Here is a 23,326-nt window from a genome sequence, read left to right on the forward strand (position 1 = left end):
CTCATCAACCCGCCTCCGCGCCGCTCGCCTGCCATTGCCGCACGACCGACTTCACCCACGCATCCGAGCCCTTCAGCAGATAGGTGAGCGTGCCGTTGCGCGTGCCCGGCAGAAAGCACAACGTGATCGAACTCACCGCGTTTTCCCACACGTACATGGGCATCGCGCCCGTCGCCGACACGTTCTGCGTCGCGAGACGCGGCGGCCCGTAGCGGTCCGCGAGTGCGTCGCGCAAATCTTCGGCGGTGATCTCGTCGATCACGAAAGAAATCTCGTACAGATGCAGCGCGCTTTGGCCGTCCACGCGCGCAAAGCGCAGCACGTGCTCCAGCGCCGGTGCGCCGTCGACCACCGCTTGCGACACCGCCCAGCCGTTGTCGGCGCGATGCGCCCAGCGGCAGGCCACCGTCAGACTGTCGTGCGACTTCAGCCGCATGCCGAGCGCGCCCGCTTGCACGTCCGTCTCGCAGACCGGCACGCTGCCGAGCGGCGTCGCCCGCACGCTCGAGCCCGCGCGGAATTCGTCGAGCGTGATGCCGAGCGCGATGCCACGAAACGCGAATGGCGCGTCTTGCGAGCGCCGCCGCGCATCGGCGGAAGGCTCTTTCGATGCGGCGCCCGCAGCACTTGCGTCGCGCGCAGGCGGCCGCGCTTGCGCGCTCGATGACAGCACGCCGCCCAGCAACGCCAGCACCCAGGCAATCCGTTTGAGTGTCATGATTCAGTCGATGGCGGATGAACACATGTCGAACGGCGAGGCCGCGGCATGGCCAACGACCGGGATGATTTTCAGCGTGGCCGAAGTCAGCCGGCACGGCAGCGCGGCGACGGCGCAGCCACCCAGTGGCAGCAGCGCCGCGCCGAGCGTCAACCACGCAACGACACGCATGAAGCGGTGAAGAATTCTCGGAGTCGACACGTGGGCCTCGGTACGTCAGGCTGTCGTATTGACGTGGTGCCCGACCAGCCCGGTGGGCAGCGACGGCGGTGTCTGAGCGCCAGACTCTCGCGTCGGCGTGGCGGCGCCCGGGTTGTTGGCGGCGGCAGGTCTTTCGGCCGGCGGCGTCGGCGCCAGAGAAGAAAAGCGGGTTGAAGAGAGATTGCTGGGAACGGTCATGATGAGCCTCGCGTGGCGCTAGGTTTCGATTTCACGCCGCCTGCCGTGGGCCCAAGGCGTTAGGCTGATTCAGCATGCGGCGCAACGTGCTGCACGACGAATCATCTCGCCGGCCACGCCATGCCGATGCACGAAGCAAAGCGCGCTTTCCGGCGGTTCTTACGACCCGTTCCGACCTGTTTCGACCGGTTCCAGATACGTGCAAATTCTTTCCTGCGAGGAATGTTGGCGATGCGAAACGAAATCGGCGCCGCCGCGCGCGCTGCCAAGATGGCGCGGCTGAAATATCCCGCGAGCCTTGCGTAGCGGGGGCTGACAAGCGGGCCTGAAAGCGAGCCGGCCGAAGCGGCGCGGCCTGCCGTAAGCGTTGGTAAGAAAACAGTCGGCCGCGCGCCGTGCGCGTCAGCTTAAAATTTCAGCATGAATCCACAGGTCCTTATCGTCGACGACGATCCGGTCGTACGCGATCTGCTTTGCAAGTTTCTGCAGTCGAACGGCTTCGACGCGTCCGTGCTCCACGACGGCACACATCTCCAGCGCCGGCTCGAACGCGAACGGCCGTCCGTCGTCGTGCTCGACATCATGATGCCGAACACCGACGGCTTGCGCGCGCTCACCGCGCTGCGCGCCGCCGGCGACGACATTCCGGTGATCTTCGTGACGGCGCGCGGCACGGTGGCCGACCGCATTGTCGGGCTCTCGCTCGGCGCGGACGACTATCTGACCAAGCCGTTCGATCCGCGCGAATTGCTCGCCCGCATCCACACGGTTTTGCGCCGGCGCGGGCCGTCCACCACGAGCGCGCCGGAAGCCCGCAAGCCGTATCGCTTCGGCCCGTTCGAGCTCGACTTCGCCACCCGTTCACTGTGCCGCGACAATTCGAAGCTGGCGCTGCGCGACAGTGAGTTCGCGCTCCTGAAGATCTTCGTCAACAATCCGTACAAGGTGCTGTCGCGCGTGCTGATTCACGATCTCGTGCATCGCGACAACCTCGCCTTCCGCGACCGCAGCCTCGACGTGCCGATCTGGCGCCTGCGCCGCGTGATCGAAGACGACCCGTCGAATCCCTGCTACGTGCAGACGGTGCGCGGCAAAGGCTATGTTTTCGTGCCCGACGCCGACGGCACGCCTTTCGCCGACGAGGCCGCCTCAAGCGCATGAAAAACCCGCTGAACACGCTGTTCGGCAGAATGGCGTTACTCTCGGCGGCGGTGTTGTTCGCAATTCAGGCCGGCTGGTTCGTGCTGGTAGTGATGCAGCCGCCGCGCCACGAAATCGACGGCTTCGCGCGCGGCATCCTGCTGGTGCTGCAAGCCGTCAACGGCGAGCCGATGAAAGGCGCCGCGCTCGCGCCCGCCATGCGCGTACATCTCGTACCCACCTGGAACATGCCGGCGAGCGTGCATCTACACGCGCCCACGCAGCGTCCGCTCGAAGACCTGAGCCGGCACTTGCGCGAGAATCTGCCGCCCGGCACGCAGATCGCCGTCGACGATCTACGCCCGCCGCAGTTATGGGTGCTGTTTCCCGGCAAGTCGAACTGGGTCGTGGTGCCGGTCGATGTGCCGCCGCGCCCACGCTTTCTGATCGAGTCGATCTCGATGCTGCTTGCCGCGCTGATCCTCTCGCTGTTGGCAGTCTGGCAGATGCAGCGGCCGCTTTCGCGCGTCGCCGACGCCGCGCGTGCGTTCGGCTCGGGCGGCCGTCCAGAACCGGTGACAGTGCAAGGCCCGCGCGAGTTGCGCGATCTGATCGGTTCGTTCAACGACATGATGCGGCGCCTGAATGAAGCGGGCGACGATCAGGCCGTGATGCTGGCCGGCGTCGCGCACGACCTGAAGGCGCCGCTCACGCGCCTGAAGCTGCGCGCGAGCGTGCTGGTGGCGGAAAACGAACGCGCCGGCCTGATCCGCGACGTCGACTCGCTCACCAACATCGTTCAGCAGTTTCTCGAATTCGCGGGACAGTCCGCCGACGCCGGGCCGCCGGTCGAAGTCGACGACTTCTTGCAGGAACAGTTCTCCGCCAGCGACAGCACCGAAGCACCGCTCTTCACGCTCGATCTGCGCGCCGGCCCGGCGTTCAGGCTGCCGCGCACGCTGCTGGACCGGCTGGTCACGAACCTCGTCGACAACGCGCTCGAACACGGCGCGCCGCCGGTGGATATCGCCACCGCCCGCACCGACGGCCATTGGGTAATCAGCGTGCGCGACCACGGCGTCGGCATTCCCGACGACCGCATCGCCGCAGCCATGAAGCCGTTTGTCCGGCTCGACGCGGCGCGTGGCGGCGAGGGCCATTGCGGCCTCGGCCTCGCGATCGTCGCACGGCTCGCGCACGATCGCGGCGGACGCTGTCACGTGCGTAATCACGCGCAGGGCGGTCTGGAAGTGCGGATCGAATTGCCGGTGGTGCCGGTGTTGACGTGACAGAGAGGTGAAAGAGGTTGGGCGGCGCTTACGCACCCTTACCGGATGAACCATCGCAGGCGCGGGGGCTTTATAGTCGCTCCCGGCAACCTCGATGCCGCCCTTCTCTGTCCGCCCCGTCATTTAGGGCGGACTTTTTTTTGGCCGGCTTTTTTCGTGCCGAACGCGTAGCTCGCGGCTGTGGCGCCTCAAACCACCAGGCGACTGTGCAAGGTATCGATGGTCGTCTGCGAGACGCCGAGACCTTGCGTCAGATAGCTCACCATCGTGCCGTAGATCGCCTGCACCTGGTCGAATCCGGCCTGCAAATAATTTTCCTGGACATTCATCAGCGGCGCTTCCGCGGAAGCGATGGCGTCGCCGTCCTGCGCGCGCAACCTGCCGGTTTGCGTTTCGATCGACGGCGCCAGATAGGCGTTGCTCAGCAGATAGTCCTGCATGATGACGTCGAGCGGAACGTTCGCAATGCTGAGCAGGAGCGCCGCGACCCAACCGGCGCGGTCCTTGCCCGCGTTGGAATGAAAGAGTTGCGCACCCGGCCCTTCGGCGAGACTCGTCAGCAGCGCCCCGTATGCGCCGCGCTGGGCGGCGCCGGTGACGTAGCCGCGCGCCTGCGATTCCATGAACGCGACGGCTGCGCCCGCCGTCTCGACGTTCGGCGTGACGAAGTCAGTGATGCCGAGCACGTTGAGCGTCTGGGTGGTCGCGCCGCTCGGCAGGATATCGGCGGTACGCGCAATTTCACCGGGCGTGCGCAGATCGTAGACCGAGGCAATGCCGAGCCGGTCGATCGTGGCCTGGTCGGTGGTGTCGAGCGTCAAGGCGTTCGCGCGGTAGAACGCGCCCCGGCGCATCTGTTTGCCGTCGACGGTCGGATACCCAGCGGCCGCTCCCGCCAGATCGCGAAAGTTGTCGACCGACGCAAGACGCGGCGTGGCGGGCTGATCAGCGTCGAGGTTGCCGCCGCCGCACGCGGACAGCAACGAGCTGCCCATGCCGGAGATCAGCAGCACGCTGGCTGAGCGCTTCAGGAAAGTCCGGCGCGAGGCCGGCGGCGCCTCGTCCGACAGTTGGCTCGTCCGCGGAAAAGTGCTCGCGGAGCGTCGGAATGGCGAGCAATTTTTTGCGGGAGCGGGCATTCGGCGTGGCTGGCGCGGGCGTGAGTGGATAAGTCGCAGCATCGGCGCTGCGAGCGCAGTTTAACCATGCTCAATATCGTTTGGGTTACACGGTAGTAGTTGGTAAGGAAAAAGCGGCTCGCGCGCATCGGCCGGACAGCGCGATCGTCAGCCAGGCCGCGACATTGCCTTTCCCTCGCGCAGATTTCTCCGGCTTTTCATCTCTTATCGGTTTCTTACCGTTGCCTGCCATTTTTGACCACAACTGGCCGCACGACGCCCCATCCCCGTAGAATACAAACACCCCACATTCACGCCGACGGCAGGCCAACAAGCCCTGGAGACCACAACAAAATATGCCTTCTCTCCAATGGTTCACCGAACTGACCCAACGCGAACGCCGCACGCTATACGCCGGCTTCGGAGGCTACGCGGTCGATGCCTTCGACTTCATGATTTACTCCTTCCTCATTCCGACGCTGATCGCGACGTGGGGCATGACAAAGAGCGAAGCCGGCATGATCGCCACCAGTTCGCTGATCTCGTCGGCGGTGGGCGGCTGGCTAGCCGGCATTCTCGCCGACCGCTACGGCCGCATCCGCGTGCTGCAGTGGACCATCGCCACCTTTGCGCTGTTCACCTTTCTGTCCGGCTTCACGCACTCGTTCTGGCAGTTGCTCACCACGCGCACACTGCAGGGCATCGGCTTCGGCGGCGAATGGTCGGTCGTGACGATCATGATGGCCGAGACCATTCGCTCGCCTCAGCATCGCGCGAAAGCGGTCGGCACCGTGCAAAGCAGCTGGTCGTTCGGCTGGGCGGCCGCGGCCATCATTTACTGGGCTTTCTTTGCGTTGCTGCCTGAGCAGTACGCATGGCGCGCCTGCTTCTGGATCGGTCTGCTGCCCGCTGCATGGATCATCTACATTCGTCGCAATGTGAGCGATCCGGAGATCTTTCTCGAAACGCGCCGGGCTCGTGAGAGCGGTTTCGATACGTCACATTTCCTGCAGATCTTCTCGGGCGCTCACCTCAAAACCACCTTGCTCGGCAGCGTGCTGTGCACCGGCATGCTCGGCGGCTATTACGCGATCACCACGTGGTTGCCGACCTATCTGAAGACCGTGCGGCATCTGTCTGTGTTCAACACGAGCGGTTATCTGATCGTGCTGATCGTCGGTTCATTCACGGGGTATATCGTCGGCGCGATTCTGTGCGACAAGATCGGCCGGCGCGCGTCGTTCGTGCTGTTCGCGATCGGCTCGTTCGTGCTCGGCATGTTCTACACCATGCTGCCGATCACCGACGGCATGATGCTCGCGCTCGGCTTTCCGCTCGGCATCGTGGTGCAAGGGATTTTCGCGGGCGTGGGCGCTTACCTGTCCGAGCTTTATCCGAATGCGATACGCGGTTCGGGACAAGGATTCTGCTACAACCTCGGGCGTGGCCTCGGTTCGTTCTTTCCGATTCTGGTCGGTACACTGTCGCAAACCATGACGCTGGTGAAAGCGATGGGCATCGTGGCCGGCTCAGGCTATCTGCTTGTGATTGTCGCCGCGTTGTGTCTGCCCGAAACCAGGGGCAAGGTGCTCGGCGCGACCCAGCCTGCCGCCTGAACCGCAGTTACACACATGAAAACGATTGTTCTGGGCGGCGGCGTGATTGGCGTCGCCACTGCTTTTTACCTCCGCCAGCAGGGCTGCGAAGTCACCGTGATCGAGCGCGAACCGGACGTCGCGCTCTCCACCAGCTTCGGCAACGCGGGCGTGATCGCGCCGGGCTACGTAACGCCCTGGGCCGCGCCCGGCATGCCGGCGAAGATCCTCAAATATCTGTTCAAGCCGGCCTCGCCGCTGATCTTCCGCCCGACCTTCGATCCAGCTCAATGGCGTTGGATCGCGCGCTGGCTGCATGAATGCGATCTCGAACGGTTTCGCGTCAACAAGCAGCGTATGCAGCGCATTGCTTATTACAGCCGTGACTGTCTGCACGAATTCCGCGCTTGCTATCCGTTCGACTACGCCCGCAGCCAAGGCTATCTGCAGTTGTTCCGCAGCGAGTACGACGTCGAACTCGCGCAGCCGGCGCTCGCCGTGTTACGCGATGCGGGTATCGCGCATCGGGAAGTGAGCGCGGCGCAGTGTGTGGAGATCGAGCCGGGTTTGAGTTGGGCGCGTCAGGCGCCGCTCTCGGGGCTCTATCTGCCCGACGACGAAGCCGGCGATTGCGCACGCTTCACGCGCGAACTGCGCGCCATTTGTGAACGCAATGACGTGCGCTTCCGTTTCGACACGCGCGTCACCTCGCTCGATGTGCAAGGCGGGGCGTTGCGCGCAGTGCGTATCGAGAGCGAACGCGGCGCCGAGATGCTGCACGCGGATGCCGTGGTGGTGGCGCTGGGCGTCGACAGTGCGGGATTGCTCGCGCGGCTCGGCGTGAAAGTGCCGCTTTATCCGGTGAAAGGCTATTCCGCGACGCTGCCCGTCACCGACGAAGAAAAAGCCCCGCGCGGCGCGTTGATGGACGAATCGCTGAAGACGGCGATCACGCGTTTTGGCAACAACCTGCGCGTGGCCGGCACTGCGGAACTCGGTAATCGGCAGACCACCTTGCGTGAACAGGCCTTGCAAACGCTCATGAAGGTGCTGAGCGACTGGTTCCCGCACGCGGCCAATCCGACGTCCGCGCATTTTTGGGTCGGCCGCCGTCCCATGACACCCGACGGCGCGCCGCTGCTCGGTCCGTCCGGCGTGGAGAAACTGTGGTTGAACCTCGGTCACGGCTCGACGGGTTGGGCGATGTCGATGGGTTCGGGACGCGTGGTCGCGGATCTGATCACGCACCGCAAGCCGGAGATCGATCTTGATGGGCTCACGTTGGGGCGGTACGGTAAACCACGCACATAGCGCCGCTGCACGCTGAAGTTAAAAAGCCGGGTCACCCTCTCAGGTGCCCGGCTTTGTTTTTTCACCGCTTGATGCGCTACTGACGCGGCACATTGTCGTCTCCACCTCTTCCTGCAAGCAGTTGCCGGCTCCCATGCCTCAGCACGAAAACCGGACGGGAGACGTTTAGCGCGGCAGTTCCGAATGCCCCATCAGGAACGCGTCCACCGAACGCGCGCACTGACGGCCTTCACGAATCGCCCACACCACCAGCGACTGACCACGGCGCATATCGCCGGCGGTGAACACCTTGTCCACCGACGTGTAGTACGCCTTCTCGCCTTCGGTCGAAGCACGCACGTTGCCGCGATTATCCTTGTCGACGCCGAACGCTTCGAGCACCGGCGACACCGGCTGCGTGAAGCCCATGGCGAGCAGCACCAGATCGGCCTTCATTTCGAATTCGGAGCCCGGCACTTCCTGCATCTTGCCGTCCTTCCATTCGACGCGCGCCGCGATCAGCTTCTCGACCTTGCCGTTCTTGCCTTCGAGGCGCTTGGTCGCGACTGCCCAATCACGCGAGCAGCCTTCGTCATGCGACGACGATGTGCGCAGCTTGATCGGCCAGTACGGCCACACGAGCGGCTTGTTTTCTTCTTCCGGCGGCTGCGGCAGCAATTCGAATTGCGTGACGCTCTTCGCGCCATGGCGATTCGACGTGCCCACGCAGTCCGAACCCGTATCGCCGCCGCCGATCACGACCACATGCTTGCCCTTCGCGAGCAACTGGTTCGCAACCTTGTCACCGGCATTAACCTTGTTCTGTTGCGGCAGGAATTCCATCGCGTAGTGAATGCCTTCCAGCTCGCGGCCAGGCACCGGCAGATCGCGCGGCGTTTCCGAACCGCCAGCGATCACCACGGCGTCGAACTCTTCCTTCAACTGCTCCGGCGAAACGGTCTCTTTCGCCGTGTTGCCGATATGCGCAGGCAGCGAATCCGCCTTGCCGATGAACACACCCGCGCGGAACGTCACGCCTTCGGCTTCCATCTGACGCATGCGGCGATCGATCAGCCACTTCTCCAGCTTGAAGTCGGGAATGCCATAACGCAGCAAACCACCAATGCGGTCGTTCTTTTCAAACACGGTGACATCGTGCCCCGCGCGCGCGAGTTGCTGCGCGACGGCCAAACCGGCGGGGCCGGAACCGACCACGGCGACCTTCTTGCCGGTCTTGTGCTTCGGCGGCTGCGGTGCAACCCAGCCTTCGGCCCAGGCTTTGTCGATGATCGCGTGCTCGATCGACTTGATGCCGACCGGATCGTCATTGATGCCGAGCGTGCAGGCCGCTTCGCACGGCGCCGGGCAGATGCGGCCCGTGAACTCGGGGAAGTTGTTCGTCGAATGCAGCACTTCGATCGCGTTCTTCCAGTCCTGATGGAACACCAGGTCGTTGAAGTCCGGGATGATGTTATTCACCGGGCAGCCGTTGTTGCAGAACGGAATGCCGCAGTCCATGCAACGCGCGCCTTGAATCTTGGCTTCGTCGTCGGTCAGCGCGGCGACGAATTCCTTGTAGTGCTTCACGCGCGTGAGCGGAGCTTCGTACGCCTCGTGGCGGCGTTCGAACTCGAGAAAACCGGTTGCCTTGCCCATGTGGTTCTCTTCTCTATCTAATCAGGTGGGGTGATCTACACCCGCCGCGTGCACCGTTGAACGGCGGGGCGCGGCGGGTACGGCTTGTATGTGACGTCTTTGGCTTGAGGCCAGTTGCAAATCAGGCGGCGAGCACTTCCTTGTTCGCCTTCTTCGCGGCCATTTCGCCCAGCGCGCGCTTGTATTCGGTCGGGAACACCTTCACGAATTGACGGCGCGACGCGTCCCAGTTTTCGAGCAGCGCCTTGGCGCGCGGCGAACCCGTGAACTGGAAGTGACGCTCGATGAGTCCCTTGAGCAGCGCTTCGTCGGTTGCGCCGGCGTGCCACAGGCCCTTGTCGACCGTGCGTTCCTGTTCGGCCGTTTGCAGAACCGGATCGAGCGCGACCATCGACTTGTTGCACTTGCCCGCGAACGAGTTGTCCGGGTCGTACACGTAGGCGATGCCGCCCGACATGCCGGCCGCGAAGTTACGGCCCGTTTCGCCGAGCACGACCACCGTGCCGCCCGTCATGTATTCGCAACCGTGGTCGCCCGTGCCTTCGACAACCGCCGTCGCGCCCGAGTTACGCACGCAGAAGCGCTCGCCGGCGACGCCGCGGAAGAACGCTTCACCTTCGATCGCGCCGTACATCACCGTGTTACCGCAGATGATGTTCTCTTCCGACTTGCCGCGGAAATCGTTGGTCGGTCGGATGATGATGCGGCCGCCCGACAAGCCCTTGCCGACGTAGTCGTTACCGTCGCCGACGAGATCCAGCGTGATGCCCTTGGCGAGGAACGCGCCGAAGCTCTGGCCCGCCGTGCCCTTCAACTGGATGTGAATGGAGTCGTCGGGCAAGCCGTCGTGACCATACTTCTTCGCGATCGTGCCGGACAGCATCGCGCCGACGGTACGGTTCACGTTGCGCACCGGCTGGATGAACGAGACGTGCTCGCCCTTCTCGATCGCCGCCTTCGCCTTCTCGATCAGCGTGTGGTCGAGTGCCTTGTCCAGACCGTGGTCCTGCATGTCGACATGCTTGCGCGCGACTTCAGCCGACACTTGCGGCAGATAGAACACGCGCGAGAAGTCCAGACCCTTGGCCTTCCAGTGCTCGATGCCCTTCTTCATGTCGAGCAGTTCGGCGTGGCCGATCAGGTCGTCGAACTTGCGGATGCCCAGTTGCGCCATGATTTCGCGCGCTTCTTCCGCAACGAAGAAGAAGAAGTTCACGACGTGTTCCGGCTGGCCCTGGAACTTCGCACGCAGCACCGGATCTTGCGTCGCGACGCCGACCGGGCAAGTGTTCAGATGGCACTTGCGCATCATGATGCAGCCTTCGACGACGAGCGGCGCCGTCGCGAAACCGAACTCGTCCGCGCCAAGCAGCGCGCCGATCACGACGTCGCGGCCGGTCTTCATCTGGCCGTCGGCCTGCACGCGGATACGGCCGCGCAACTGGTTCAGCACCAGGGTTTGCTGCGTTTCGGCAAGACCCAGTTCCCACGGCGTGCCGGCATGCTTCACCGACGACAGCGGCGACGCGCCCGTGCCGCCGTCATGGCCGGCGATCACGACGTGATCGGCCTTGGCCTTGGCGACACCGGCGGCAACCGTACCCACGCCCGATTCCGACACCAGCTTCACCGAGATGCTGGCCGCCGAGTTGGCGTTCTTCAGATCGTGGATCAGCTGCGCCAGATCTTCGATCGAGTAGATGTCGTGGTGCGGCGGCGGCGAAATCAGTCCGACGCCCGGCACTGAGTAACGCAGCTTGCCGATGTAGTCCGACACCTTGTGGCCCGGCAACTGGCCGCCTTCGCCCGGCTTCGCGCCTTGCGCCATCTTGATCTGGATCTGATCGGCGGACGCGAGGTATTCCGCGGTCACGCCGAAACGGCCCGACGCCACCTGCTTGATCTTCGAGCGCAGCGAGTCGCCTTCCTTTAGCGGAATGTCGACGATCACTTCGTCGCCGATCACCGACTTCATGGTGTCGCCGTTCTTGATCGGAATGCCGCGCAGTTCGTTGCGGTAACGGTTCACGTCCTCGCCGCCTTCGCCCGTGTTCGACTTGCCGCCGATGCGGTTCATCGCGACCGCCAGCGTGGCGTGTGCTTCGGTCGAGATCGAGCCCAGCGACATCGCGCCGGTCGCGAACCGCTTGACGATTTCCTTCGCCGATTCGACTTCGTCGAGCGGGATGGCCTTGGTCGGATCGAACTTGAATTCGAACAGGCCGCGGAACGTCATGTGGCGCTTGGTCTGATCGTTGATCAGATGCGCGTATTCCTTGTACGTCTGATACGAGTTGCTGCGCGCCGAGTGCTGCAGCTTGGCGATCGCATCCGGCGTCCACATGTGTTCTTCGCCGCGCACGCGGTACGCGTATTCGCCGCCCGCGTCGAGCATGTTCGCGAGGACCGGGTTGTCGCCGAACGCGTCGCGGTGCAGACGGATCGCTTCTTCCGCGACGTCGAACAGGCCAATACCGCCGACCTTCGACGACGTGCCCTTGAAGTACTTCACCACCAGATCTTCAGCCAGACCGACCGCTTCGAAAATTTGCGCGCCGGTGTAGGACATGTAGGTCGAAATGCCCATCTTCGACATGACCTTCATCAGGCCCTTGCCGACTGCCTTGGTGAAGTTATAGACCGCCTTCTCCGCCGACAGGTCGCCCTTCAGGCCGGCCGCGAGCTGGCTCAGCGTTTCCATGGCCAGGTACGGGTGCACGGCTTCCGCGCCGTAGCCCGCGAGCAACGCGAAGTGGTGCGTTTCACGCGCCGAGCCGGTTTCCACGACCAGGCCCGCGCTCGTGCGCAGACCATGCTGCACGAGGTGCGTATGGATCGCGGCGGTGGCCAGCAGCGCCGGGATCGCGACGTTGTCGCGGTCGGTCTTGCGGTCCGACACGATCAGCATGTTGTAGCCGGACTTGACCGCATCCACGGCTTCCGCGCACAGCGAGGCGAGGCGCGCTTCGATGCCTTCCTTGCCCCACGCCACCGGATAGCAGATGTTCAGTTCGTACGAGCTGAACTTGCCGCCCGTGTACTGATCGATCGCGCGGATCTTGGCGATGTCCTTGAAGTCGAGTACCGGCTGCGACACTTCGAGACGCATTGGCGGGTTGATGTTGTTCGTGTCAAGCAAGTTCGGCTTCGGACCGACGAACGACACCAGCGACATCACCATGTTTTCGCGGATCGGGTCGATCGGCGGATTCGTCACTTGCGCGAACAGCTGCTTGAAGTAGTGATACAGCGTCTTGTTCTTGTTGGACATGACCGCGAGCGGCGAGTCGTTGCCCATCGAGCCGACCGCTTCTTCGCCGGCTTGCGCCATCGGCGCCATCAGGAACTTGAGGTCTTCCTGCGTGTAGCCGAACGCCTGCTGGCGATCCAGCAACGCAGCGGCTTCGCGGCGTTCCGTGGCGACGTCTTCGGCCTTCGCCTCGATCTCGTCGAGCTTGATGCGCACGGCGTCGATCCAGCTCTTGTACGGCTTGGCGTTCGCGAGATTGTCCTTCAGTTCCTTGTCGTCGATGATACGGCCGTGTTCCATGTCGATCAGGAACATCTTGCCCGGCTGCAAACGCCACTTCTTGACGATCTTCGACTCCGGGATAGGCAGCGTGCCCGCTTCCGACGCCATGATGACGAGATCGTCGTCCGTGACGATGTAGCGCGCCGGGCGCAGGCCGTTACGGTCGAGCGTCGCGCCGATCTGACGGCCGTCGGTGAAGGCGATCGCGGCGGGGCCGTCCCACGGCTCCATCATCGCGGCGTGGTATTCGTAGAACGCGCGGCGGTTGTCGTCCATCAGCGTGTGCTGTTCCCAGGCTTCCGGGATCATCATCATCATGGCGTGGACGAGCGGGTAGCCGGCCATAACCAGCAGTTCGAGACAGTTGTCGAACGAGGCGGTGTCGGATTGGCCCGGATAGATCAGCGGCCAGAGCTTCGGCAGATCGTCGCCGAGCACGTGCGACGCGATCGCGCCGGTGCGGGCGTTCAGCCAGTTGACGTTGCCCTTGACCGTGTTGATTTCGCCGTTGTGGGCGATCATGCGGTACGGGTGAGCCAGTTCCCACGCCGGGAACGTGTTGGTCGAGAAGCGTTGGTGCACCAGCGCCAGCGCCGACACCGTGCGCTCGTCCTGCAGGTCGCGGTAATACACGCCGACCTGGCCGGCCAGCAGCAGGCCCTTGTAGACGACCGTGCGCGCCGAGCACGACGGCACGAAGTATTCCTTGCCGTGCTTGAGCTTGAGCGCCTGGATGCGGTGGCTCGCGGTCTTGCGGATGATGTACAGCTTCCGCTCGAGTGCGTCCGTCACCATGATGTCCTTGCCGCGGCCGATGAAGATCTGGCGGATCAGCGGCTCGCTCGCCTTCACGGTGGGCGAAATCGGCATGGTGTGGTCGACCGGCACGTCGCGCCAGCCCAGCACGACCTGGCCTTCGGCCTTCACCGTGCGTTCCAGTTCCTGTTCACAGGCCAGACGCGACGCGTGTTCCTTCGGCAGGAAGACCATGCCGACGCCGTATTCGCCGTGCGGCGGCAGCACCACGCCCTGCTTGGCCATTTCCTCGCGATAAAAGCCGTCCGGAATCTGGATCAGGATGCCCGCGCCGTCGCCCATCAGCGGATCGGCGCCGACGGCGCCCCGGTGGTCGAGGTTCTCGAGAATCTTCAGGCCCTGCTCGATGATCTCGTGGCTTTTCTTGCCCTTGATGTGAGCGACGAAGCCGACGCCGCAGGCGTCGTGCTCGTTTTGCGGGTCGTACAGACCTTGCGCGGCGGGAACCGGGTGAGTCGGTTGCTGGTGGTCGTTCATGGGGACACCGTCTGTGAGGGGCCGGACAGGCCGTTAAACCGTTTTTCTATTGCCGCAGTGCGATTCACAACCGCGACGGCGCGCTCAACGCTCGATGCTACGCGCGTCAAAAAGCACCGGAATTCGGAATATACGCGACGAATCAATGGAATAGCAAATAAAACGTTGTCATTGAACCCCAATTATCAAGTTGGTGCATTGCGGTGAAATTTTATTGGTGCCACATCAAATTGGGGCGAAAGAAAACGGCATGCCAAGATGCCGTTTCGTTGCAGCCCATTGATCCGACACGCTTTATTGCTGCTGCGGCGTCTCGCGCACCTTGCGCGGCCGCCCGCGTGGCAATGGCGATACGCGCCGATTGGCGGCCCGCGCCGCCCACTCGCGGTACGTCTCGCTGCCCAAAACCCAGCCCTTTAGCGTGGCCTGCTGAAGCTGGCTGGCCTCGCGTTCGTCGAGCGGCTGCTCGCACAGTTCGCGGTAGGCGCGCTGGCGTTCGAACGGCGTATTGCCAAGCGACCAGTACAGCGGATGGTCGGTAATCAGGCTGTCGAGCGTCAAGCCGATGTGATGGCGGTAGCTCGACCAACGGTAGTCTTCCGGCGCGCTCACGAGTCCCGCGCGCACCGGACACATTTCGACGACGCGGCTCGCCAGCAGAAAGTAGCGCTCGCCTTCGATGACCGTGGCTCTGTAGCGCCCTTCCCACAATGTGCCACGGCGCGCGTAGCGCCTGTTAAAGTGCGCCACGTAACGGCGCCCGACCGCCTGCATCGCCTTCGGCAGGCTCGACTCCTCGGTCGGCGTGACGAGCAGTTGCACCGCGCCCGGCATCAGCGCATACGCGTGGATGGACAGGTGATGATCGCGCGAAGCCGCTTTCAAACAATCGATGAAAAGCTCGTAGTCCTGGTCGTCGACGAAAGCGGGCTGCTGATCGAGCCCGCGGAGGATGACGTGCTGCGGCTGGTCAGGGACATAGAGACGTGCAAGCCGTGCCATGCTGGAGTATCCGATAGTCGCGTTGGTACATACCCGAAGGTCCGAAGAACCGCATGCGCTCAAGCTTCGGCGCCATGCGGCAGAGCCAGATACCACGCGGTGCTTAGGGAGAAAGCTCTAACCGCCGCGTATGGTTTGTTTCAAACGTTGTAGTCATAATGAGCGGGCCTTTTTTGGAGGAGCACATATGAAATTAAAACAGGCCGTAACGGGGATCGCGGCGCTAGCCTGCATGACAACGGCAGCGCATGCGCAATCGGCCGGTAGCTTTTACGTCACATCGGGCTGGTTCCATCTAGCGCCTCAATCGAGCAGCCAACCGTTGAAAGTGACGAGCATCGGCGGCAGCCCGACCAACATCACCGAAGCCAACACCGGTGCAACACTCGGCTCAGCCGACACCATCGGTTTCACTGCCGGCTACTTCGTTACCGATCACATCGCAGCCGAGTTCGCCATTGGCGTGCCGCCTTCGTTCGACCTGGAAGGTTCGGGCAGTCTCGCCCAGTTCGGCAAGCTGGGCCAGGCAAAACAGTGGAGCCCGACTCTGCTGTTCAAGTACTACTTCAATGCCCCGACCGCCTCGTTCCGCCCGTATCTCGGCGTTGGTGTGAGCCGCATCTGGTTCACCGACGAAAAGATCACCAACAGCGCGTTCGAGGCAAACGTTCTGCATGGTCCGACCACCGTCACTACGGATAGTTCGTGGGAGCCGGTGTTTAATGCCGGCTTCACTTATGCGTTCAACCAGCACTGGTTCGCGGGTGTCTCGATCTCGTACCTGCCGCTCAGCACGACCGCCAAGCTGAACACCGCGGCGAACACGCCGGTCGGCACACTGAACGTGCAGTCGCAAACCAAGATCAAACTGAACCCGATCGTTTCCTACGTCAACATCGGTTACCGTTTCTAACGCTTCAAAAAATTAGGGCCGTTGAGGTAGGGTAGTCGAATTTTCGTGGCTTGGACAACGCCGTCATACATCCAATGACGGCGTTTTCATTTGTGCGCGCATCATGGAGGCCGGTTGGGCGCTCATGGAAGCCGCGCGCCGACCGCTATCGGCCTTTGTAAATTTGACCCGGAATCGCGTCAGCCAATGCAATACCTGCCGACGAATCTGCGTGCGGACCACGGTGGCTAGGGCCTGCGGGGTTTGGCACCGAAGTTGCGTTCGCATGGTGTTTCCCGCGTCCCGACGTGAAACTGCGTCTTCGTGACAACGCGCGGGACCCTTTTTCACCTCATCGACGGAGCGACCATGACTGCACTTCCGAATACGCGAGACGCCCTCGGCGAATCCTGGACCAGCACCAGCCGCCGTGCGCGGCGTATCGCTCGCCATAGCCGCCACGCGGCCGAAGATATCGCAGGCGAACTGCGCACGCTAATGTCGGAACTCGAATCCACGCTGGCGGACGGCACGCAGGCCGACGCGGTAGCGTTGCGCGGCAAACTTCGCAAACAGCTCGACGTCGCGCGCGCGCGCCTGAACGATACGCGCGACGCCGTACGCGAACGCGCCCAGGTGGCGGTGGCAGACGCCGACGATTACGTGCATGAGAATCCGTGGCAGACGATTGCGATCGTCGGGGGCGTTGCGCTGATCGCGGGCGCGTTGTTCGCGTCGCGGCTGCGCTAAGGCGCTACCGCGCGGGGCTGCCGCCGCCGGTTGGGCGGTGGCCTGCTGTAAGTGATCTGAACCGGCACATTGCACTGGCGCCGGCTCGCAAGTCGTCGCGGCCGGCGCTAGTTCGTGCCGCGCTGCTCAGTTGTCGTCGATCACGAACAGCCGCTGATATTCCTTGACCGCGTACCGATCCGTCATCCCCGCGATGTAGTGGGCGATCAGACGCGGTTGCTGCATCGCGTCGGTTGACTGGTAGCTTGGCGGGAGCAGTCGCGGGTCGTCCGTGAACGCGTCGAACAAACCGGCGACGACGCGGCGTGCCTTGTTGGCCATGCGCATCACGCGGTAATGGCGATACAGGTTTTTGAACAGAAAGCGCTTGAGCGCCGCAGCCTGCGTGGCAATCTCGTCACTGTGCGCGACGAGCGGGGGCGATAAGCGCACCGCCTCAAGCGACGCGGGCGCGTGCCTGTCCAGATTCGACCTGGTCGTATCGATCAGATCGACAATCAGCGTATTGATGATGCGGCGCACTGTTTCGTGAATGAGACGCCGCCCTTCGATCTGCGGAAAGTCGCTACGCGCCGCCTCGTAGTGCACCTGCCACAACTCCACCTCGGCGAGTTGCTCGACGGTCAGCAGGCCCGAGCGCAAGCCGTCGTCGACGTCGTGGTTGTTGTAGGCGATCTCGTCGGCGACGTTCGCGATCTGCGCCTCGATGGACGGTTGCCGGCCTTCCAGAAAGCGCTCGCCCAATGCGCCGAGCCGCCGCGCATTCTCACGTGAGCAGTGCTTCAGAATTCCCTCACGCGTTTCGAAACAAAGGTTCAGGCCGTTGAACGCGCCGTAGTGCTCCTCCAGATCGTCGACGACCGCCAGGCTCTGCAGATTGTGCTCGAAGCCACCGTGCTCGCGCATGCATTCGTTGAGCGCGTCCTGTCCGGCATGGCCGAACGGTGTATGACCCAAGTCGTGGGCGAGGGAGATGGCTTCGACGAGATCTTCGTTCACCCGCAGATTGCGTGCGACCGAGCGCGCGATCTGCGCGACTTCCAGGCTGTGAGTCAGACGCGTGCGAAACAGGTCGCCCTCGTGATTCACGAACACCTGAGTTTTGTACTCGAGCCGGCGGAATGCCGTCGAATGGACGATGCGGTCACGGTCGCGCTGGAATTCGGTGCGCGCGCTGGGGGCGGCTTCCGGATAGCGGCGGCCGCGCGATTGCGCGGAACGCGCCGCGTAAGGCGCGAGGTGCGCTTCGAGTGCTTCCTGCGAAGGCACGCTGATCCCCGCCGTGCCTGCCGCCGGTTCATGCTTTACATCGTCGCTGCGCCTGTCAGTCACCGGGTTCTCCGAAACATGGGCGGCGCCTCGTGACGCGAGTGCGTGCTGCGTTGCTGGATGCCCCGCGAGACTCAGACGGCGGCGGCCAGCGTGGCGTGCACCTCGGCGTCGGGCGCCTGGGTGATCAGCGTCTCACCGAAACGCTTCAGCAGAATGAATTTGATCGCGCCGGCCTCCGCCTTCTTGTCGACCCGCATGAGTTCGACATAACGCGACTCGCCGAGCGCGGGTGCCCGGGTCGGCAAATGGGCAGCGACGATCACGTCCACCAGACGCTTGCGGGCGGCTTCGTCGAGATAGCCGAGACGCACGGACAGATCCGCCGCCATCACCATCCCGCAGCCCACTGCTTCACCATGCAGCCATTCGCCATAGCCGAGGCCCGCTTCGATCGCATGCCCGAAGGTATGGCCGAAATTCAGGATGGCGCGCAGCCCGCCTTCGCGCTCGTCCTGTGCGACCACCGACGCCTTGATTTCACATGATCGCTTGACCGCCTCGGCCAGCGCCTCGGATTCGCAGCGATTCAGCGCCTCGATATTGGCTTCGATCCAGCGAAAGAAACCCGCGTCAGCGATGGCGCCGGTCTTGATCACTTCGGCGATGCCCGCCGCCAGTTCACGCGGCGGCAGCGTGCGCAGCACGCCGATGTCGGCGATCACGGCCTGCGGCTGATAGAACGCGCCGATCATATTCTTGCCAAGCGGGTGATTGATGCCCGTCTTGCCGCCCACCGACGAATCGACCTGCGACAGCAACGTGGTCGGCACCTGAATGAACGGCACGCCGCGCATATAGCACGCGGCCGCAAACCCGGTCATGTCGCCGATCACGCCGCCGCCCAAGGCGATCAGCGTGGTCTTGCGATCGGCGCGGCCGCCGAGCAGCGCGTCGAAAATCAGGTTCAGCGTTTCGAGGTTCTTGTACGCTTCGCCGTCCGGCAAGACGACCGTGGACACCTGCTTGCCGAGCGGCGCCAGCGCGGCGCGCAGCTTGTCGCCGTATAGCGGATCGACGGTGGTATTGGTGACGATGGTGACGGAGCTGCCGGCGATATGCGGCGCGAACAGCGCTGTCTGGCCGATCAGGTCGGCACCGATATGGATGGGGTAGGCGCGCTCGCCCAGTTCGACGTTGACGGTATTCATACGGTCCATTATGACGCAGGATGTTTGGCGACGCCGGCCATCTCGAGCTGCATCAGAACCATGTTGACGAGTCCGTTGACCGAAGGCCGGCCGGTCTCGATCACGAAATGCGCGCATTCCCGGTATAACGGGTCGCGCACTTCGTAGAGTGCTTCGAGACGGGCTTTGGGGTCTTCGGTCTGCAACAGGGGCCGATTCTTGTCGCGCCGGGTGCGCAGCCACAGGTCGTGCGGATTGGCGCGCAGATAGATCACCACGCCGCGATTCTGCAAAGCTTCGCGGTTGTCCGGCCGCAGTATCGCGCCACCGCCGGTGGCGAGGACGATATTGTCACGCCCGGTCAGGTCGGAAATCACGCTGGCTTCGCGCTCGCGGAAGCCCGCTTCGCCCTCCAGCTCGAAGATTACCGGGATGCGCGCGCCCGTGCGCGCCTCGATTTCATGGTCGGAATCGAAGAATGGGCGATCGAGACGGCGCGCAATGGCCCGGCCCACGGTGGTTTTCCCTGCCCCCATGAGCCCTACGAAAAATACATTGGCGTGTGCGTCCCGCGCTTGCAACGGTGTCCTCTGGCTAATCCGGTTTGGTTCGTGCCGCAGCTTACTGGCAAAGCGGCTGCCTTGTCGAGCCTGCGCCCCGCTTGAGAGCGCCTTCAGCCCTGTCGCTTCGCGCCGGGCTGCTTGATAGGGCTTCCGGCGCAGCGCAAAAGCTGCGGCGGTCCGGTGCTCTCTCGCAAGCGGCGACAGCGTGCCCCTAATTTGTCTGAACGACGCGCGGCGTGATGAAAACTGCCAGTTCGCTGCGCTGATCGCGATGAGCCCGATGGCGGAAAAGCGCACCCAAAACCGGTATTTTGCCCAGGACCGGGACCCGCGTCACATCGTCCCGGTCGTCGGTCGCATAAATTCCGCCGATCGACACCGTACCACCATCCTCGACCTCGACACGCGTTTGCACGTGCTTGGTGTTGATCGCGGGTCCGGCGTCGGTCTGCTCGCCGACGCTGTCTTTGGCGACGTCGAGGTCCAGCACCACCCGGCCGTCCGGCATGATTTGCGGCTCGACCTCCAGTTTGAGCGTGGCGCGGCGAAACTGCACGCCCGACACGCCCTGCCCCACTTTTGCCTGATACGGCAGCTCGGTGCCCTGCTCGACGACCGCTTTCATCCGGTCGGCGGTGACCACGCGTGGGCTCGAGACGATTTCGCCGCGCCCCTGCGCTTCGAGCGCGCTCAGTTCGATGTTCAGTAGCCGCGTCGCGCCGGCGGCGAACAAGGTCAGGCCGGCGGTCGCGACGTCGAAGCCGGAAATCGGGCGGGCCGACAGATCATAGCCGGCGTCGGTCAAGCCTTTCGCGGTGCCGTCGGCGTTCGTGGCCGCCATGGAAAGCTTCACGCCGAGATTGCGCGAAAACCCATGTTCGCCCTCGACGATACGCGCTTCGATCAACACCTGGCGGGTCGGCCGGTCGACGGAGGCTAGCAGCGCGGCAATCTGCGCGAGGCGCCCTTCGAGATCGGTCACAAACAGCAGATTGGTGCGCGGATCAGCAGTCGCGGCACCGCGTTTGGACAGCACGCGCTGAGCGCCCGAACCGGTCAGCAGACGCCTGACATCTTCGGCGTGTGCGTAGTGCAGCTCGAAAGTGCGGCTCGCGAGCGGCTCGAGATCGGCGGCCCGGGCGTGGGCTTCGAAGCGCTGCCGCTCACGCGCCGCCAGATCCGCCATCGGCGCGACCCAGATCACGTTGCCGTGGCGCTCCATTGCGAGCCCGTTGACGTCGAGCAGCGTGTCGAACGCGGTGCGCCACGGCACTTTGTCGAGCCGCAACGAGACGGCGCCGCGCACTCTCTCGCTCGCGACGATGTTCAGTCCGGTGAATCGGGCGAACGCGTTCAGCACTGCGCCGAGTTCGGCACGCTGGAAATTCAGCGAGATCGGTTTGTCGTCGGGCGCGAGGGCCGCGTCGGCGGCGCCGCGTGGCGCGTTGCTCAGACGTGCGAGCGGTGGCAGCGGCACCGGCGGACCTTCGAGCGTGGCGGTGCCGGTGCCGGTGGCATCGGCGCGAGTTGGGACGGCGGACTGTCTTCGCAGCGGCACGGAGCCGTCGGAATCGGCGTCCGCATCGTCGGGCGTCGAAGCGGCGGATTGGCTTCGCGACTGCGGTGATACCAAGCCCTCGGCGGCGTCGGCGGCAGCAGACCCGCCCGTACGAGTATGGGCCACTGTCGCGCTCATACTCGGTGCGTCCGCATCGTCTGCGAAATCCTGACGAAACGGATTGGGCACCTCGGAGGAAACGTCACGTGGCAGCGGCGGTGTGCCGTTGTACGAAGCATCGCGTGGCGATACCGCGTCGTCGAACGGCATGTGGGCGGGCAGCGGCGGCAGCGGTGGAGTCGACGCCTGTGCGACGCCGGCGCCCAGCGTCGCGCTGAGATACAGGCCGAGACACGTCTTGAGGCGAGGCGACGCACGCGTATCGGCACTGGATAAGGCAAGAGGAAATGGTTTCGGCAATCTCATCAGGAAGCCTCCGCCAGCGCTAGCGTGCGTGTCGCGCCGTCCCTCGCGAGCGTAATGCCGGACGCGTCCAGCTTAGTGACACGCTCGGCGCCAATCCGCTCTCCGGACTCGACGTTGGTCACGCCGTCCGGTGTTTCGAGCACGGCCAAGCCACGCGTGCGATCGCTCAGCAATCCGACCAGACGCAGTGGCGAGCCATCGGACAGATCGCCGGCGGCCTGCATCTGCGGCTGCGAAAACGGATCGAAGAAGACGATCTCTTCGTCGTCGTCCGAATCGAGGCTGTCGTCGTCGAGTGCTTCCACTGAGTTTGCAGATAAAGCCGGCCGCAGCGCGTCGAACACGCGCAACGTGGCGCTCACCGACAACGACGCCGCGGCTTCCCGCTTGACGGTCACGTCGACGGGCACGATCAGCACCGGCAGATCGGACAGTCCGCGCAGGAAGGCCATCAGGTGAACGAAGTCCGTGCGCGCGGTCAGTTGCAGCGGACGCATACGCTCAACGCCCGCGCCGCTCACCGCTCCAGGCTCCACCGCCAGCAACGCGACGCTATTTTGCGCAGCCAGTTCGGAGACGATGCGGAGGTCGTCGGCGGAACTCCACGGCCCTAATGAACGCGCGGCCGAAGCAGCAAGCGGCATGGCGGCAGCTTCGCGGCGCAGCGCGGGCAATTGCGCAAGCGCATGCCGCGCGTTCGCGAGACGCATGCGACTGGCCTCCAACGCCACCCGGCTCGCTTCGACGCCGCCAAGATCGGCCACCACCCAGCCATGCGCGCCCAAACCGAACACCACAACGGCAATCATCAACGCGACCAGCCAGCGGCGGCGCCGGCTCCATGCATCAAACGGCACGCGCACGCGTTTCATCCAATGGGAAAGAACAAGCCGCGCATTTGCCGCGCCGCCGAACTCGACAAAGATCGTACTCATTTCGCACCTCTTGATTGTTCAGACTTCATAGGACGCTGCGTGGTGGACCCAGCCGGGCGAGCCGCTTTTTGCGCGGGCTCGTTCCAACGCAGATGCGCGCCGAATTCGATCGGACCGGCCACGCTCGCCTGCGCAAGCGCACCGCCGCGAGGAACAGAACGATGCAGGTCGCTCACTTCGGCCCCCTTCACGCCACGGATCGCACTCAAGCGCTTGAGCCACTCGGCTGAAGCGAGATGCCCGCGCGACGTCGCCAGCAACTCGGTCTCGTCTTCACGCTGACGCAACTGCTGCAACACCACGCCATCGCCCGGGTCGAAACTCAACGCGTCGAGCAGATCGCGCAGATGTGTGAGCGGATCAGAAAGGCTTTTTGCGCGGGCGACGTTCTGCCGCTGTTCGTCTCGCGTGCGCAGCAACATGGCATGCTCGGCGAGCGGCGCAGATAGATGCGTGAGCGTGTGTTCGACCGACACGCGCTGTGCCTCGAGTTGCCCCCTCCCGATTGCCTGCCAGGCGGCCAGCACGAAGACGGCGGCAAACCCGGCGCAGACCGCGGCAATCCATTCGAGCACTCGCCGTCGCCGCGCAAGCCGCGCGTTGCGTTGTCGATAGGGCAGCAGATTGAAACCACCAAGCTTGGATCGCGCGAAGCGCATGCCGCGTTCCGGTGCTCGCGTGTCGGAGGCCGAGGCGTAGAACATGCGCCCG

General features: G+C 63.9%; 19 protein-coding genes. 6 read left to right on the forward strand and 13 right to left on the reverse strand.

The genetic code is table 11. The features are described 5' to 3' along the window. Positions 1–4: 4 nt before the first annotated feature. From B0G81_RS23775 to B0G81_RS23785, 3 genes are read right to left on the reverse strand one after another with little or no spacing between them, the layout of a single operon-like run. Positions 5–718 carry a hypothetical protein gene (locus B0G81_RS23775; RefSeq protein ID WP_134138509.1) on the reverse strand — a complete coding sequence of 238 codons (714 nt, stop codon included), beginning with the start codon at positions 716–718 and terminating at the stop codon, positions 5–7. A 3-nt stretch (positions 719–721) separates the two neighbouring features. Further along, positions 722–889, reverse strand: coding sequence for a DUF6726 family protein (locus B0G81_RS23780; protein WP_308706150.1), 168 nt, complete (start codon positions 887–889; stop codon positions 722–724). Positions 890–934: 45 nt separating this feature from the next. Next, positions 935–1,117, reverse strand: coding sequence for a hypothetical protein (locus tag B0G81_RS23785; RefSeq protein ID WP_106284173.1), 183 nt, complete (start codon positions 1,115–1,117; stop codon positions 935–937). A 420-nt stretch (positions 1,118–1,537) separates the two neighbouring features. Between B0G81_RS23785 and B0G81_RS23790 the strand changes: the two genes are divergently transcribed. Together B0G81_RS23790 and B0G81_RS23795 are read left to right on the forward strand one after the other, a co-directional pair. Then, a complete protein-coding gene (locus B0G81_RS23790) occupies positions 1,538–2,278 on the forward strand; it encodes a response regulator (protein WP_106284171.1) in 741 nt (246 codons plus the stop codon). Continuing rightward, positions 2,275–3,546, forward strand: coding sequence for an ATP-binding protein (locus B0G81_RS23795; protein ID WP_134138510.1), 1,272 nt, complete (start codon positions 2,275–2,277; stop codon positions 3,544–3,546). Before B0G81_RS23790 ends, B0G81_RS23795 begins: the two co-directional genes overlap by 4 nt. A 188-nt stretch (positions 3,547–3,734) precedes the next feature. Here the strand turns inward: B0G81_RS23795 and B0G81_RS23800 are convergent, their stop codons facing one another. Beyond that, complete coding sequence (locus tag B0G81_RS23800) at positions 3,735–4,685, reverse strand: tyrosine-protein phosphatase (RefSeq protein ID WP_134138511.1); 951 nt, start codon at positions 4,683–4,685, stop codon at positions 3,735–3,737. 335 nt (positions 4,686–5,020) lie between these two features. On the opposite strand from B0G81_RS23800, the gene B0G81_RS23805 reads away from it, so the two are divergent. Together B0G81_RS23805 and B0G81_RS23810 are read left to right on the forward strand one after the other, a co-directional pair. Beyond that, on the forward strand, positions 5,021–6,280 hold the full coding sequence (locus tag B0G81_RS23805; RefSeq protein ID WP_121307088.1) for an MFS transporter: 1,260 nt from the start codon (positions 5,021–5,023) through the stop codon (positions 6,278–6,280). A 15-nt stretch (positions 6,281–6,295) separates the two neighbouring features. Further along, positions 6,296–7,570: a D-amino acid dehydrogenase gene (locus tag B0G81_RS23810; RefSeq protein ID WP_134138512.1), complete on the forward strand. Its 1,275-nt coding sequence runs from the start codon at positions 6,296–6,298 to the stop codon at positions 7,568–7,570. A 165-nt stretch (positions 7,571–7,735) separates the two neighbouring features. Here the strand turns inward: B0G81_RS23810 and B0G81_RS23815 are convergent, their stop codons facing one another. The 3 genes from B0G81_RS23815 to B0G81_RS23825 form a co-directional block, all read right to left on the reverse strand. Beyond that, complete coding sequence (locus B0G81_RS23815) at positions 7,736–9,205, reverse strand: glutamate synthase subunit beta (protein WP_106284166.1); 1,470 nt, start codon at positions 9,203–9,205, stop codon at positions 7,736–7,738. 121 nt (positions 9,206–9,326) lie between these two features. Then, positions 9,327–14,030, reverse strand: coding sequence for a glutamate synthase-related protein (locus B0G81_RS23820; RefSeq protein ID WP_106284165.1), 4,704 nt, complete (start codon positions 14,028–14,030; stop codon positions 9,327–9,329). Between the two features lie 294 nt (positions 14,031–14,324). Continuing rightward, entirely contained in the window at positions 14,325–15,032 is a 708-nt protein-coding gene (locus B0G81_RS23825) for a transposase (protein ID WP_012434540.1), read from the reverse strand. A gap of 187 nt (positions 15,033–15,219) precedes the next feature. Between B0G81_RS23825 and B0G81_RS23830 the strand changes: the two genes are divergently transcribed. Next, positions 15,220–15,945 carry an OmpW family outer membrane protein gene (locus tag B0G81_RS23830; protein WP_134138513.1) on the forward strand — a complete coding sequence of 242 codons (726 nt, stop codon included), beginning with the start codon at positions 15,220–15,222 and terminating at the stop codon, positions 15,943–15,945. Between the two features lie 348 nt (positions 15,946–16,293). Further along, complete coding sequence (locus tag B0G81_RS23835; RefSeq protein WP_012434543.1) at positions 16,294–16,674, forward strand: DUF883 family protein; 381 nt, start codon at positions 16,294–16,296, stop codon at positions 16,672–16,674. Positions 16,675–16,800: 126 nt separating this feature from the next. Here the strand turns inward: B0G81_RS23835 and B0G81_RS23840 are convergent, their stop codons facing one another. The 6 genes from B0G81_RS23840 to B0G81_RS23865 all read right to left on the reverse strand — a co-directional run bounded on the left by B0G81_RS23840 (position 16,801) and on the right by B0G81_RS23865 (position 23,274). After that, a complete protein-coding gene (locus B0G81_RS23840; protein ID WP_134138514.1) occupies positions 16,801–18,006 on the reverse strand; it encodes a deoxyguanosinetriphosphate triphosphohydrolase in 1,206 nt (401 codons plus the stop codon). Positions 18,007–18,077: 71 nt separating this feature from the next. Beyond that, complete coding sequence (gene aroB / locus B0G81_RS23845; protein ID WP_181196647.1) at positions 18,078–19,163, reverse strand: 3-dehydroquinate synthase; 1,086 nt, start codon at positions 19,161–19,163, stop codon at positions 18,078–18,080. Continuing rightward, complete coding sequence (locus tag B0G81_RS23850; RefSeq protein ID WP_121307084.1) at positions 19,163–19,714, reverse strand: shikimate kinase; 552 nt, start codon at positions 19,712–19,714, stop codon at positions 19,163–19,165. Before B0G81_RS23850 ends, aroB begins: the two co-directional genes overlap by 1 nt. Before the next feature lie 193 nt (positions 19,715–19,907). Next, positions 19,908–21,680, reverse strand: coding sequence for a type IV pilus secretin PilQ (gene pilQ, locus B0G81_RS23855; protein ID WP_134138515.1), 1,773 nt, complete (start codon positions 21,678–21,680; stop codon positions 19,908–19,910). Beyond that, on the reverse strand, positions 21,680–22,615 hold the full coding sequence (locus B0G81_RS23860) for a hypothetical protein (RefSeq protein WP_134138516.1): 936 nt from the start codon (positions 22,613–22,615) through the stop codon (positions 21,680–21,682). Before B0G81_RS23860 ends, pilQ begins: the two co-directional genes overlap by 1 nt. After that, positions 22,612–23,274, reverse strand: coding sequence for a fimbrial assembly protein (locus B0G81_RS23865; protein ID WP_243856789.1), 663 nt, complete (start codon positions 23,272–23,274; stop codon positions 22,612–22,614). The genes B0G81_RS23860 and B0G81_RS23865 overlap by 4 nt, the downstream gene beginning before the upstream one ends. Between the last annotated feature and the right edge of the window lie 52 nt (positions 23,275–23,326).

Origin of the sequence: Paraburkholderia sp. BL6665CI2N2 (assembly GCF_004366535.1) — a bacterium.
Classification (GTDB): Bacteria; Pseudomonadota; Gammaproteobacteria; order Burkholderiales; family Burkholderiaceae; genus Paraburkholderia.

Excerpts from the sequence above, each read along its gene's own strand:
- B0G81_RS23825 (WP_012434540.1), bottom strand. The coding sequence starts at position 15,032 with ATGGCACGGCTTGCACGTCTCTATGTCCCTGACCAGCCGCAGCACGTC.
- B0G81_RS23820 (WP_106284165.1), bottom strand. The coding sequence starts at position 14,030 with ATGAACGACCACCAGCAACCGACTCACCCGGTTCCCGCCGCGCAAGGT.
- B0G81_RS23790 (WP_106284171.1), top strand. The coding sequence starts at position 1,538 with ATGAATCCACAGGTCCTTATCGTCGACGACGATCCGGTCGTACGCGAT.
- B0G81_RS23800 (WP_134138511.1), bottom strand. The coding sequence starts at position 4,685 with ATGCCCGCTCCCGCAAAAAATTGCTCGCCATTCCGACGCTCCGCGAGC.
- B0G81_RS23785 (WP_106284173.1), bottom strand. The coding sequence starts at position 1,117 with ATGACCGTTCCCAGCAATCTCTCTTCAACCCGCTTTTCTTCTCTGGCG.
- B0G81_RS23775 (WP_134138509.1), bottom strand. The coding sequence starts at position 718 with ATGACACTCAAACGGATTGCCTGGGTGCTGGCGTTGCTGGGCGGCGTG.
- B0G81_RS23780 (WP_308706150.1), bottom strand. The coding sequence starts at position 889 with ATGCGTGTCGTTGCGTGGTTGACGCTCGGCGCGGCGCTGCTGCCACTG.
- B0G81_RS23810 (WP_134138512.1), top strand. The coding sequence starts at position 6,296 with ATGAAAACGATTGTTCTGGGCGGCGGCGTGATTGGCGTCGCCACTGCT.
- B0G81_RS23805 (WP_121307088.1), top strand. The coding sequence starts at position 5,021 with ATGCCTTCTCTCCAATGGTTCACCGAACTGACCCAACGCGAACGCCGC.
- B0G81_RS23835 (WP_012434543.1), top strand. The coding sequence starts at position 16,294 with ATGACTGCACTTCCGAATACGCGAGACGCCCTCGGCGAATCCTGGACC.
- pilQ (WP_134138515.1), bottom strand. The coding sequence starts at position 21,680 with ATGAGATTGCCGAAACCATTTCCTCTTGCCTTATCCAGTGCCGATACG.
- B0G81_RS23795 (WP_134138510.1), top strand. The coding sequence starts at position 2,275 with ATGAAAAACCCGCTGAACACGCTGTTCGGCAGAATGGCGTTACTCTCG.
- B0G81_RS23830 (WP_134138513.1), top strand. The coding sequence starts at position 15,220 with ATGAAATTAAAACAGGCCGTAACGGGGATCGCGGCGCTAGCCTGCATG.
- B0G81_RS23860 (WP_134138516.1), bottom strand. The coding sequence starts at position 22,615 with ATGAGTACGATCTTTGTCGAGTTCGGCGGCGCGGCAAATGCGCGGCTT.
- B0G81_RS23865 (WP_243856789.1), bottom strand. The coding sequence starts at position 23,274 with ATGCGCTTCGCGCGATCCAAGCTTGGTGGTTTCAATCTGCTGCCCTAT.
- B0G81_RS23815 (WP_106284166.1), bottom strand. The coding sequence starts at position 9,205 with ATGGGCAAGGCAACCGGTTTTCTCGAGTTCGAACGCCGCCACGAGGCG.
- aroB (WP_181196647.1), bottom strand. The coding sequence starts at position 19,163 with ATGGACCGTATGAATACCGTCAACGTCGAACTGGGCGAGCGCGCCTAC.